This window comes from Pantoea sp. DY-15 (assembly GCF_019795935.1).
Taxonomy (GTDB): Bacteria; Pseudomonadota; Gammaproteobacteria; order Enterobacterales; family Enterobacteriaceae; genus Pantoea; species Pantoea leporis.
On record NZ_JAIMIF010000005.1, the window covers coordinates 64,297 to 76,625 of the forward strand.

14 protein-coding genes are annotated in these 12,329 nt (G+C 54.0%); 8 read left to right on the forward strand and 6 right to left on the reverse strand.

From position 1 onward, the window contains the following. Window positions 1-34 precede the first annotated feature (34 nt). Entirely contained in the window at window positions 35-1,966 is a 1,932-nt protein-coding gene (locus K5Y32_RS18060; RefSeq protein WP_222185340.1) for a methyl-accepting chemotaxis protein, read from the reverse strand. A gap of 158 nt (window positions 1,967-2,124) precedes the next feature. Here K5Y32_RS18060 and yjfP point away from each other — a divergent pair, with 158 nt between their 5' ends. Continuing rightward, a complete protein-coding gene (yjfP, locus tag K5Y32_RS18065) occupies window positions 2,125-2,874 on the forward strand; it encodes an esterase (protein WP_110867431.1) in 750 nt (249 codons plus the stop codon). Between the two features lie 46 nt (window positions 2,875-2,920). Here the strand turns inward: yjfP and K5Y32_RS18070 are convergent, their stop codons facing one another. Further along, complete coding sequence (locus K5Y32_RS18070) at window positions 2,921-3,130, reverse strand: hypothetical protein (RefSeq protein ID WP_192412255.1); 210 nt, start codon at window positions 3,128-3,130, stop codon at window positions 2,921-2,923. 386 nt (window positions 3,131-3,516) lie between these two features. Between K5Y32_RS18070 and rpsF the strand changes: the two genes are divergently transcribed. Genes rpsF through rplI form a run of 4 tightly spaced genes read left to right on the forward strand, consistent with a single transcriptional unit; the run spans window position 3,517 to window position 4,957 of the window. Further along, entirely contained in the window at window positions 3,517-3,912 is a 396-nt protein-coding gene (gene rpsF, locus K5Y32_RS18075; protein WP_101762874.1) for a 30S ribosomal protein S6, read from the forward strand. A 6-nt stretch (window positions 3,913-3,918) separates the two neighbouring features. Continuing rightward, on the forward strand, window positions 3,919-4,236 hold the full coding sequence (gene priB, locus K5Y32_RS18080) for a primosomal replication protein N (RefSeq protein ID WP_007892027.1): 318 nt from the start codon (window positions 3,919-3,921) through the stop codon (window positions 4,234-4,236). A gap of 4 nt (window positions 4,237-4,240) precedes the next feature. Then, window positions 4,241-4,468, forward strand: a complete 228-nt coding sequence (gene rpsR / locus K5Y32_RS18085) for a 30S ribosomal protein S18 (protein ID WP_002210155.1) — start codon at window positions 4,241-4,243, stop codon at window positions 4,466-4,468. Between the two features lie 39 nt (window positions 4,469-4,507). After that, window positions 4,508-4,957: a 50S ribosomal protein L9 gene (rplI, locus tag K5Y32_RS18090; protein ID WP_008103594.1), complete on the forward strand. Its 450-nt coding sequence runs from the start codon at window positions 4,508-4,510 to the stop codon at window positions 4,955-4,957. Window positions 4,958-5,013: 56 nt separating this feature from the next. Here rplI and K5Y32_RS18095 read toward each other — a convergent pair whose 3' ends face one another. Next, window positions 5,014-5,667 carry a LysM-like peptidoglycan-binding domain-containing protein gene (locus K5Y32_RS18095; protein ID WP_222185341.1) on the reverse strand — a complete coding sequence of 218 codons (654 nt, stop codon included), beginning with the start codon at window positions 5,665-5,667 and terminating at the stop codon, window positions 5,014-5,016. Between the two features lie 217 nt (window positions 5,668-5,884). Between K5Y32_RS18095 and fklB the strand changes: the two genes are divergently transcribed. Next, complete coding sequence (fklB, locus tag K5Y32_RS18100; RefSeq protein ID WP_008103590.1) at window positions 5,885-6,505, forward strand: FKBP-type peptidyl-prolyl cis-trans isomerase; 621 nt, start codon at window positions 5,885-5,887, stop codon at window positions 6,503-6,505. A 34-nt stretch (window positions 6,506-6,539) separates the two neighbouring features. Here the strand turns inward: fklB and K5Y32_RS18105 are convergent, their stop codons facing one another. Further along, on the reverse strand, window positions 6,540-8,486 hold the full coding sequence (locus tag K5Y32_RS18105) for a bifunctional 2',3'-cyclic-nucleotide 2'-phosphodiesterase/3'-nucleotidase (protein ID WP_222185342.1): 1,947 nt from the start codon (window positions 8,484-8,486) through the stop codon (window positions 6,540-6,542). 293 nt (window positions 8,487-8,779) lie between these two features. Between K5Y32_RS18105 and cysQ the strand changes: the two genes are divergently transcribed. Then, window positions 8,780-9,526, forward strand: coding sequence for a 3'(2'),5'-bisphosphate nucleotidase CysQ (gene cysQ / locus K5Y32_RS18110; protein WP_101762878.1), 747 nt, complete (start codon window positions 8,780-8,782; stop codon window positions 9,524-9,526). A 97-nt stretch (window positions 9,527-9,623) separates the two neighbouring features. Here cysQ and K5Y32_RS18115 read toward each other — a convergent pair whose 3' ends face one another. After that, entirely contained in the window at window positions 9,624-10,187 is a 564-nt protein-coding gene (locus K5Y32_RS18115; protein WP_101762879.1) for a YtfJ family protein, read from the reverse strand. A 314-nt stretch (window positions 10,188-10,501) separates the two neighbouring features. Here K5Y32_RS18115 and K5Y32_RS18120 point away from each other — a divergent pair, with 314 nt between their 5' ends. Then, window positions 10,502-10,708: a DUF1107 domain-containing protein gene (locus K5Y32_RS18120; protein ID WP_007892150.1), complete on the forward strand. Its 207-nt coding sequence runs from the start codon at window positions 10,502-10,504 to the stop codon at window positions 10,706-10,708. Window positions 10,709-10,785: 77 nt separating this feature from the next. Here the strand turns inward: K5Y32_RS18120 and K5Y32_RS18125 are convergent, their stop codons facing one another. After that, a complete protein-coding gene (locus tag K5Y32_RS18125) occupies window positions 10,786-12,123 on the reverse strand; it encodes a hemolysin family protein (protein WP_222185343.1) in 1,338 nt (445 codons plus the stop codon). Window positions 12,124-12,329 lie beyond the last annotated feature (206 nt).

Consider the following 12,329-nt stretch of genomic DNA (forward strand, 5'->3'; position numbering starts at 1 on the left):
GATGGCTCAAGTGTAAGCCATCTTCCTGTGGCTTTTAGTCTTTCAAATGAAAAATGCTCACCAGCTGCGTCAGATGATGCCCTTTCTTACTCAGATGATTGGCGGTGGTTTCTGACTGGTTAATCATATCACTGCTTTGATGCGTGGCCTGGCTGATGTGATTCATCGCCAGATTCACCTGACCAATGCCCGCCGCCTGTTCCTGCGCGGCAATATTGATCTCACCCATCAGCGTTTTAACCTGCTCGATGTGATTGACGATATGGCTCATCGCATCGCGCGTCTGCTCAGATAACGTATGGCCGGCCGCCACTTTATCGATGGAGCTGGCAATCAACCCATCAATCTCTTTGGCGGCCGTAGCACTGCGCTGTGCCAGCGCGCGCACTTCCGCCGCGACCACCGCAAAGCCTTTGCCGTGTTCACCGGCGCGAGCAGCTTCAACCGCGGCATTGAGCGCCAAAATGTTGGTCTGGAAGGCGATCGACTCAATCACATGGGTAATATCGGCGATGCTCTGCGACGCCACGCGAATCTCCGACATGGTTTCCACCGAACGTGCCACGGTGCTGCCGCCGTGATTCACGGTATTAGCCGCTTCACCAACCAGCGCCATCGCCTGCCGCACGTTGGCAGCGGTTTGTGCCACGGTGGCGCCAAACTGCTCCATGCTGGCCGAGGTTTCTTCCACGCTGCTGGCCTGACGGCCAATCTGCTCGCTGATGCTGGAGCTGCTGGCGGCGATGGTATCGGTGCCGCTGCTGATTTCCCGCGCCGCCGAACGTACCTGACTGACGACTTTCTCCAGTCCATCGCCAATGCCGTTGATCGCGCTGACCAGCTGACCAATCTCATCACGACGTGAAGAGTCGAGATGTGCCTGCAGATTACCAGCGGCGTACTGTTCTGCCAGATGGATCACCTGCTGCAGCGGACGCGTGATGGCGCGGCGGCTGTACCACATAAAGCCAATGGCAAACGCGATCACCAGCGCCAGGCCAATCGCCATAAACAGGTTACGGCTGTGCGTGATTGGCGCCAGCAGGCTGGCACGGCTCACTTCACCGGCGATAATCCAGTTCCAGCCTGGCAACTGCTGCCACGCCAGCAGTCTGGTTTCGCCATCCAGTTCAACCGCCACTAATCCCTTCGGCTGGCTAAGCAGTTGCTGCTGCGTGGTGTTATCCCAACGCGGCAGTTTGCCTTCAGCGTGACGATCAAACAGATATTGGCCCTGGCTGCTGCCCGGCGTCCCATTCAACACCGAGAAGGTGCCGCTGTCACCAAGATGGCGCGCCAGCACTTTGTCACGCATCAGCGCGTACTGCGCGTCGATCTGTACCCCGACGAACAGAATAGCGATCACCGCGCCGCTGCTATCCTGCACCGGCTGATATTGCGTAATGTAACGATGGCCGAACAGCGTCGCCAGGCCGCGATAGACCGTGCCCTGATTGACGCTGCGCCAGGCGGCGCTGCTGCGATCCAGTTTGGTGCCCACCGCGCGGCTGCCATCCTCTTTTTTCAGCGAGGTGGCGATGCGGATGTAATCTTCGCCGTCACGCACGAAGATGGTGGATACCGCACCAGTACGATCGAGAAAATCATCTACCGCGATCTGATCGAGGTTGAGGGTTTTCAATCCCGCTCGCAGCGTTGGCGTGCTGAATTCACCTACCTGCACACGTTCGCTGTCGTCACGACTAAAACGTTTTGGCAGGAAGCTTTGGAACAATTTGGTGTAATTCGCCACCTCTTCCGACAGCGTGGCGTTGAACATGGTGGCCATTTCATTAATGCCTTGCACCTGATTCTGCATATCGTCGGTTGCCAGCTGCTCCAGCTGACGTGCCGCGTTATGGCTCAGGGTCAAGGTCAGCGTAAATAGCACAATTGCCACGCTCAAAGACGTCAATACAGACAGCTTGATTCCGAGACCCATGGCGCTGAGAGAAAGACGCTTCATAAAGTACCTTTTGAGATTATTGAAGGGGTACAAGATCAACGGCAAAGTGGGCTAAATGTTTAGGGCAGAAATTATTCAAACTTAATGTGAAGTGGCTCGCATTTTATCAGGCAGCGCTTACACTGAGTCCAGTGATAATCATTCTCAATGGAGGCGGTATGATTGAGTTGGCAACGGAGAATCTGGCAGGCATTGAATGTATTCATGCATCACCGGCCGGGCAGCGCCAGGCGCGCTTGCCGACGGTGTTGTTCTATCACGGTTTTACCTCATCGAAAGAGGTTTACAGCTACTTTGCCGTGGCGCTGGCGCAGGCTGGTTTCCGCGTGATCATGCCCGATGCGGACATGCACGGCGCACGTTACAACGGCGATACCGACGCGCGGATGACCCACTTCTGGGAGATCCTTAAACAGAACATCGATGAAGTGCCGTTGCTGGAAAAGGCGCTGCGCGATAACGACTGGATTGCGGATGAGCGTTTTGCCGTGGCAGGCGCCTCAATGGGCGGCATGACCGCGCTGGGCGCGATGGCACGCTATCCACAGATTCACAGCGTGGCGTGTTTGATGGGTTCCGGCTATTTCATGCAGCTGAGTCATACGCTGTTTCCGCCGCTGGTGGCGCGCACGCCAGAGCAGAAAGAGGCTTTTGCCGCGCGTTTAGCACCGCTGGCGCCTTACGATCCCAGCGAACAGCTGGAGAAACTGGCGAATCGACCTTTGCTGTTGTGGCACGGCGAAGCGGATGAAGTGGTGCCCTTTGCTGAAACGGCGCGTTTGCAGAAAGCCTTAGGCGAGGCAGAACTCGATCACCATGTGACCACGCTATCTGAAAAAAACATCGGCCATAAAATCACGCCTGCGGCCCTGACGGCGCTGGTCAGTTTCTTTAAACATCATTTATAAAAATGCGGGTTGGCGTGATTGGCGCCAGCCCGTTTAGGTTGCCGAATCAGAGTTGTGATGACAACCGTTCGGCGGCGCTGGTATTGGCACTGACTGGGTTACTGCTTGCAGGCGCATCCAGCCGATTGACGTAGACATAGCCTGATGCCGCGTTGCTGCTGTGACTTCTCATCTGCTGCGCGAAGTCAGCGGAGCTGGCAAGAGCGGGTGTAGACAGGAAGAGACCCAGTAAAGTGGCGAAAATGATCTTTTTCATTATCGACTCCTCACTCCAGGGATTGCACTCTCAGACGCGGCGAAAAGCGGAATTCGTTGCGCCTGTAAACAGTGTAGTTCTTAACCAATTTGCCACCAGATCGTCCCTTTGAACGCCTTCTTCAGAGAATTTGATAAAACCTTCTCTAACTCACTGATGCATTTCACTTAGCACGAAAAGCCGCATCCGCTGGCACGATAGTCGCCATTTGATGAATTGTGCGCTTGAGTTTCCGCAAGGACGCCAGTATGATTACGCGTCAATTTTTCAGCTGCATTCAGAGGTGTGTTTCATTTTTTAAATGATTCGCAACCTATAACGTTCCTTGCTTCCGTGGGCCGCAGCTGACCCTGACAGGAGGCTGAATAATCCGTAAGGAGCTATCGATGCGTCATTACGAAATCGTATTTATGGTCCACCCTGACCAGAGCGAACAGGTTCCAGGTATGATCGAGCGTTACACTGGTGCTATCACCGGTGCACAGGGCACGATTCACCGTCTGGAAGACTGGGGCCGCCGTCAGCTGGCTTACCCAATCAACAAACTGCACAAAGCTCACTATGTTCTGATGAACGTAGAAGCGCCGCAGGAAGTGATTGACGAGCTGGAAACTAACTTCCGCTTCAACGACGCCGTTATCCGCAGCATGGTTATGCGCGTTAAGCACGCGGTAACTGAAGCATCTCCGATGGTTAAAGCTAAAGACGAGCGTCGTGATCGCCGCGAAGACTTTGCTAACGAATCGGCTGATGACTCAGATGCTGGGGATTCTGAAGAGTAATCCGACATGACGGCAAATCGGCTGCGCCTGTCTGGCACTGTGTGCAAGACGCCGGTTCGAAAAGTCAGTCCGTCAGGGATTCCTCATTGCCAGTTCGTGCTTGAGCATCGTTCTGTGCAAGAGGAAGCCGGTTTCCACCGGCAAGCCTGGTGTCAAATGCCGGTGATTATCAGCGGCAGCACCCATCAGGTGATTACTCAACATATAACGGTCGGCACGCAACTCACTCTCGAAGGCTTTATTAGCTGCCATCAGGCACGCAATGGTCAGAGCAGAATGGTGTTACATGCCGAGCAGATTGATTTGATAGATTCTGGAGACTAGCCAAATGGCACGTTATTTCCGTCGTCGCAAGTTCTGCCGTTTCACCGCGGAAGGCGTTGTAGAGATTGATTACAAAGATATCGCTACACTGAAAAACTACATTACCGAAAGCGGTAAAATTGTCCCGAGCCGTATTACCGGTACTCGTGCAAAATACCAGCGCCAGCTCGCTCGTTGCATCAAGCGCGCTCGCTACCTGTCCCTGCTTCCGTACACTGATCGTCATCAGTAATCGGTAGTTGTCCATTAACGACTTTAAGAGGATAAGGTAATGCAAGTTATTCTGCTTGATAAAGTAGCAAACCTGGGCAGCCTGGGTGATCAGGTTAACGTTAAAGCGGGCTACGCTCGTAACTTCCTGGTTCCACAGGGTAAAGCTGTTCCTGCTACCAAGAAAAACGTTGAGTTCTTCGAAACACGTCGCGCTGAATTGGAAGCCAAACTGGCTGACGTTCTGGCTGCTGCTAACGCACGTGCAGAGAAAATCAACGCACTGGGCAACGTAACCATCGCGTCTAAATCAGGCGACGCTGGTAAGCTGTTCGGTTCCATCGGTACCCGTGACATCGCTGATGCAGTAACTGCAGCTGGCGTTGAAGTGGCTAAAAGCGAAGTTCGTCTTCCAGAAGGCGTACTGCGCACCACCGGTGAGCACGAAGTTGACTTCCAGATCCATAGCGAAGTCTTCGCTAAACTGGTTGTGAATGTAGTTGCTGAGTAAGTTCACTCAGTAATGCGAAAACGCCGGCCTTGTGCCGGCGTTTTTGTTTCTGTGTTTTACTGAGCGCGGATAAAGCTGCCATCTGGCTGGCGCGTAAACAGCACCGGACCGTTACTGCCATCCACCGTTAAACCGGTTACTACGCCTTGCGCGTTCTGACGAATCTTCACCTGCTGACCATTCTGTAACGCACTCAGCGGCTGCCCATCACCTTCGACTCGCGCCATGGCAAACACATCATTCACCGGCAAATTATTGTCGCGGAACAGCTGTGCCAGTGTCTGGCCTGATGCCACATTGTAGGTGCGCCATTCTCCCTGCGAATCGGTTTTCGGCGGCGTGTTCTGCTGTTGATTGTTATCGTAAATCTCCGCCTGCATTGGCACTTCTTTAGCGTTATTGTCTGCTGGACGCTCAACCGGATATTGCGGCGTGCTGCTCGGCCAGAGAAACGCCAGCAGCAGCACCAGCAGGGCAATGACGATGCCGCGACGATGCAAAGCGGGTAGCGGATCCATCCAGCGCACATCATCCAGCAAATGCCAGACGCGCTGCAGTGCGGCGGGAACGCGGGAAGGGTGATCGGAAGCCATTCGTGAATCCTCCTCGCTGGCGGCTTTGCGCGGAATGCGCGGCAGCCAACGTTGCAACCAAGGTAATAAAGTACGCGGTGCGAGCGTCCTGCGACGTCGTGGGGCGATCTGGCCCATGTATTCTCTCTTGTGTCCGACGGTGGCGGGTGAAAACCTCGCCACAGCTATAGTATGAGCAATGCTGACAGGAAGTGCCTGGCAGCATTGAAAAATTTGACCGCTGTATTGTTTCCGTTTCGCCGGGAAATGTCATCTGCGGCGCGTGAGATTTTACGCCAGCCGCCCGCGCTGGTATGCTGCCGGTTCTATTTTTCTCCGGGATTAAGGAATCAAGATGACGACCCCTTCATTCGACAGCGTCGAATCACAAGCAAGTTACGGTATCGGTTTACAGGTAGGCCAGCAGCTGCAAGAGTCTGGACTGCAGGGTCTGCAGCCAGAAGCACTGCTCGCCGGCCTGCGCGACGCGCTGGAAGGGAACTCACCGGCCGTCCCGGTTGACGTGGTACATCGCGCACTGCGTGAAGTGCACGAGCGCGCTGAAGGCGTGCGTCGTGAGCGTGTAGAAGCGATGGCGGCAGAGGGTCAGACTTTCCTTGAGCAGAACGCACAGCGCGAAGGCGTTAGCAGCACTGAAACCGGTCTGCAGTTCAGCGTCATCACGCAGGGCGAAGGTCCAATTCCTTCACGTCAGGATCGTGTGCGCGTGCATTACACCGGCAAACTGATCGATGGCACGGTATTCGACAGCTCAGTCGCGCGTGGCGAACCCGCAGAATTCCCGGTTAGCGGCGTAATCGCCGGTTGGATCGAAGCGCTGACGCTGATGCCAGTCGGTTCCAAGTGGGAACTGGCGATTCCACACAACCTCGCTTACGGCGAACGCGGTGCTGGCGCCTCCATCCCGCCATTCAGCACCCTGATCTTCGAAGTTGAGCTGCTGGAAATTCTGTAAGTCGCAAAAGGGCGGCCATCGCCGCCCTTATTCATCATTTCTTCTGCAAATCCATCTGCCACAACGCAAAACCTATCTCATCGCTGCCCACCGCTTTCATCGGGTAATCGGCGTGCCGCTCGATAAACTTCGTTGCTTTCGCGCCAGGCGCGGTCTCAAAACGGATATCCAGCGGCGTACTGCTGTTAATCGGCGCTAACCGCCAGTTGTGATCGGCCTGCGGTTTCACTTCGCCATGCGCTTTGGTTTCGCTGCTGATATAAGCGGCAACCACCGAGCGGTTCTCATCCGGCGACGCGAAGGCGACATACTTATCGCCGGTGCCGGCAAACTTGCCGCCATAAGCGCGATAGTTATTGGTGGCGACCAGGAAACTGGCCTGAGGATCAATAGGTTTGCCTTGCCAACTGAGATCCTTAATGCGCGAAGCCGCCTTGTTGATCAGCGAGCACTCTGCGTCATAGCGCGCCGGCTGCGTGACATCGATTTGATACTGCACGCCATCGATCACATCGAAGTTATAGGTACGGAAATCCCAGTTAATCAGCGCTTGCGGTTTGCTGCTGTGCGGATCGATTTGATTAAACTGCGCGGCTGAACACTCCAGCCACTCTTTCACCTGTGCACCGCTGACTTTCATCACCACCAGCGTATTGGGATAGAGATAGAGATCGGCGGCGTTACGGAAGGTGAGATTACCTTTCTCCACTTCGACATAGCTGGCGGGATCGTTTTTGCGGCCGCCAGCTTTAAACGGCGCGGCGGCGGAGAGCACTGGCAAGCGGCCAAGATCAGGATCGCCCTGAATAAAGTGCTCGACGTAAGCGCGCTGCGCGTTGTTAACGATCTGCACCGTGGGATCGTCCTGCACCAGCGACAAGTAGCTGTACATCACGTCGGCGGATTTACCGATCGGTTTGGCAACAAAATCGCGCGTGGCGCGGTGATCCTGCTTCAACACTTTCACCAGATCGGCATCTTCGGCAGCCAGCGATTTTTTCGCCGCGCTGTCATAAATTGGACGTGCCTCGGCTTTGCCCTGCGCAACCTGCCATTTGCCGCCCTCGTTATTCAGCACCAGGTCGACCACACCCAGATGATCGCCCCACATACCGGGCATCACCGCCGGAATACCGTTAAGTGTGCCTTGGGCGATATCCGCGCCTTTAATTACCGCAAACTCTTTGCTCGGGAAGACCGCGTGCGCGTGACCGAACATGATGGCGTTGATGCCGGGAACCTGGCTGAGGTAATAGACCGAATTTTCTGCCATGGCGTGATAGGGTTCACTGCTCAAACCGGAGTGCGGAATAGCGATGATTATTTCAGCACCTTTTGCGCGCATTTCCGGCACATAGCGCTTCGCTGTTTCAGTGATGTCATCAACCCGCACTTTTCCCTGCAGATTGTTGCGATCCCAAACCATAATCTGCGGGGGAACGAAGCCGATGTAACCAATTTTCAGCGTATGCGGCTTACCGTCACGGTCTGTAACGGTGGTTTCCTTGATTAAGTAGGGCGTAAACAGCGGTTTTCCGCTCTTTTCATCGATAATGTTGGCGTTGACGTAAGGGAAACGCGCGCCGGCCAGCGCTTTTTGCAGATAAGGTAAACCGTAATTGAACTCATGATTACCGAGGTTTCCGACCGCGTAATCCAACGTATTCATCGCCTTATATACCGGATGAACTTCGCCCGGTTTTAGCCCTTTCGCCGCCATGTAATCGCCCAGCGGACTGCCCTGAATGATATCGCCGTTATCGACCAGCACGCTGTTCTTCGCTTGCGCGCGGGCCTGCTGAATTAAGGTGGCGGTGCGTACCAGGCCAAATTTCTCCGTCGGCGTATCTTTGTAATAATCGAAATCCATCATGTTGCTGTGCAGATCGGTGGTTTCCAGAATGCGCAGATCCACCGTAGCAGCCTGTACCGTGGCGGCAGTTATACAGAGTGCCAATAACGACATGCTCGCTTTAAACATCGCTTGCTCCTTGTTCGGTCCAATGGGCCTCTCAAAATAATGTAAAACCATGACGAATTATCATTTCAATTTGTGATGAAGCTCGGACTTTCATCCAATATCTCCCGCCGGGCCGCGCCAAAAGCGCATTCAGCATCCCGCCATAGCCGCCGATGATGAACTATGGTATTGATATTCAAATAGATTGCCGTAGCAGACAGCACAGTCGCAGGCTGTTGAATGACAACTGCTAAAATAAGGACAGATTGGCAGTTGGTGTCTGACAGGCAGAATCAGCGGAAAAGAGGTAAAGAATGTTAGATAAAATTTGTCAGCTGGCGCGTGATGCGGGCGATGCCATTATGCAGGTATATAACGGCGCAGAGCCGGTTGACGTGACCCGTAAGTCGGATGATTCTCCCGTTACCGCGGCCGATCTCGCGGCGCATCGCGTGATTGTGCAAGGTCTGACGGCGCTTTCGCCGGGGGTGCCAGTGCTATCTGAAGAGGATCCCCCGAGCTGGGACGTGCGTCAGCACTGGCAGAAATACTGGCTGGTCGATCCGCTCGATGGCACCAAAGAGTTCATCAAGCGCAACGGCGAGTTTACGGTCAACATTGCGCTGATCGAAAATGGCAAACCGGTATTGGGCGTGGTGTATGCGCCCGTGCTAGGCGTGATGTACTCGGCGGCTGAGGGTAAAGCCTGGAAAGAAGAGAACGGCCAGCAGACGCAAATTCATGCGCGTGAAGCGCGTCCACCGTTAGTGGTGGTTAGCCGTTCGCATTTTGAGAGCGATACCGAGTTGCAGGAGTATTTGCACCAGCTCGGCGAGCATCAAACCACCGCGATTGGTTCATCGCTGAAGTTCTGTCTGGTAGCTGAAGGCAGCGCGCAACTCTATCCGCGCTTCGGGCCCACTAACATCTGGGATACCGGCGCAGGCCATGCGGTGGCGATTGCCGCCGGTGCGCATGTCCACGATTGGCAGGGCAAAACCCTCGATTACACCCCACGCGAATCGTTCCTCAATCCCGGTTTCCGCGTTTCATTGTTTTAAGCTTTCAGCGGCGCAATTTAGTACGCAATAAATCGCGCCGCTAAAGAACGTGCAATGCATGGATGCATCCGTATTGGCCGTCCACGGCAACTTCCGTTCACTTCTGCAACAACTCATGAATTAACTTCATCGCCTGCTGCACTTCGTCCTGCGTCAGCGGACCATCTTTGACGTAGCGCACATGTGCGGTGTTATCCAGCACCACAATCGCGGATCCGCCTTTCTCCAGCTGCCAGGCCTGACGCGCGCTGCCGTTGCTATCGACGATAAACTGCGACCATGGAAACTGCTGCTTATTGCTCTCAAGGCTGCTGCGCACGAACATGCCGGTGCCCGGAATCGCATCGTCGGTATTGACGATAGTGGTGGTTTGATAACGATCGTGCGGCAGATGCGCAGCTTTGATGGCTTCAATTAACGCCGCATTCTGCTCTTTAGCAGAAGAGCGCCCGGCAATATGCAGGATAACGCGAACTTTTCCGCTTAGCTGCGCGCTATTCCAGGATTTGTAGCTAAACTTATCTTCATCTTGTTGATAAACCAGCTCTCCTTTGTCGTTAACGCCAACGGCTGGCACGCGTTCACCCAGTTTGAAGGCATGTGCCGCAGCCAGGCCCGGCAGCAAGAGTGCCAGTGCTATCACAGTGTGTCTCAAACGCATTTATTATTCTCCTTGGTGATCCGACCAGTTGTTCATGTTCCTGCAATATTAGGCATGGATGATGCGTCTGTCGCAATGAGTTAACAGGTTTGCAACCTATGCCACAATTCCATAATGAGTGAAGGTTTATACTGGGTTTCGTGAGGCTGATAACAGAGTATTCTGTAATGATGTGTCAATTCAGTAAATAATTCACCTTTTCGGAACATTGGTAAGAAAGGATGCTCTATAGTTATGCCTCATTTGCGCTTCATGGGTTCGTACCAAATTTGGTCACGACGGAGCGTATTAAACATTTTCAGGAGTTAAACAGCATGAAGATCTTCCAGCGCTATAATCCGCTGCAAATCGCGAAATATGTAAAAACGCTATTTAGAGGAAGGTTGTACATCAAGGATGTTGGCGCGTTCGAGTTTGATAAGGGCAAAGTGATGTTGCCGCGTGTCAAAGATAAACAGCATCTCAGCGTGATGTCAGAAATCAATCGCCAGGTGCTGCGGCTGCAAGCCGAGTACAACTAAGTAAGCATAAGAAAGGGCGCCGATGGCGCCCTCAGTTTTTGGTGCGATTCCTGGCTTGGTCGCCATGAAGGGCGACCCTACGATGATTCTGTTTCATCCAGCGCATTCTTCGTTACATTCAGCACCGGCGGGCGCTCATCAATGCGCGTAACCAGCAGTTGGTCGATACGGTAGCTATCAATATCCACCACTTCAAACTTGTAGCCGGAAAACTTCACAAAGTCGGTACGCTTCGGAATCTTGCGCAGCATGTACATCATGAAGCCGCCGATGGTTTCGTAATTGCCAGACTGCGGGAAATCATCGATATCCAGCACGCGCATCACATCATCAATTGGCGTGCCGCCTTCCACCAGCCATGAGTTCTCATCACGCGCGACAATCTGCTCTTCCTGACCTTGACCCACCAAATCGCCCATCAGCGTGGTCATTACGTCATTCAGCGTAATGATGCCTACCACCAGCGCGTATTCGTTCATGATCACCGCGAAGTCTTCACCGGCGGTTTTGAAACTCTCCAGCGCTTCGGAGAGCGTCAGCGTATCCGGCACAATCAGCGCAGAACGAATCTGCACGCCGCTGTTCAGCGTCAGGCTTTGATTACCGAGCACGCGCAGCAGCAGCTCTTTGGAATCGACATAGCCCACGATGTGGTCGATGTCGCCATCGCAGACGATGAATTTCGAGTGCGGATGCTGGGCGATTTTGGTTTTCAGCGTGGTTTCATCCTCGTGTAAATCGAACCACACCACGTTCTCGCGCGAGGTCATTGATGACGGCACGGTACGCGATTCCAGCTCAAACACGTTCTCAATCAGCTCATGTTCCTGCTTACGCAGCACACCCGCCAGCGCACCGGCTTCTACCACCGCATAAATATCGTCGGAGGTGATGTCGTCTTTGCGCACCATCGGCAGTTTGAACAGACGGAAGAAGACGTTCGCCAGGCCGTTGAACAGCCACACCAGCGGACGCAGCACTACTAAGCAGAAGCGCATCGGGTTGATGATGCGCAGCGCTACCGCTTCCGGTGCAATCATGCCGACGCGTTTTGGCGTCAGGTCAGCAAACAGAATGAACAGGCTGGTCACGATGGTGAAGGAGCAGATAAAACTGAGCTGTTCAGCCAATTCGGGTGCCATGATGCGGCTGAATAAGCTATTAAAGGCGGGCGAAAACGCCGCATCGCCGACGATACCGCCGAGGATCGCCACGGCATTCAGGCCAATCTGCACCACGGTGAAGAACATGCCAGGTTGTTCCTGCATCTTCAGCACGCGCTGGGCATTGATATTGCCTTCGTCAGCCAGCAGCTTCAGTTTGATCTTACGGGCGGCGGCCAGCGAGATCTCCGAAAGGGAGAAAAATGAACTGATGACTATCAGTAAAAGAATGACAAGCAAGCTATCGAGCATAAAAGGTCCGTTGGGTTAATCACTTGTCATTTTTGGCCTGGGCAGCGCGGGAATGGGCGTACGTCCGGTACTTGCCAGTCAAACAGGCTATCCGTGCCAAAAATGTCTGCGCCATTTCGACAAGATAAGGTTAACGTCGGGGCAGAAAAGGGTGCAGGCGAGGCCTGCTGGTCGCTGATTATAGCAGCAGCGCTTATCATGCCGCT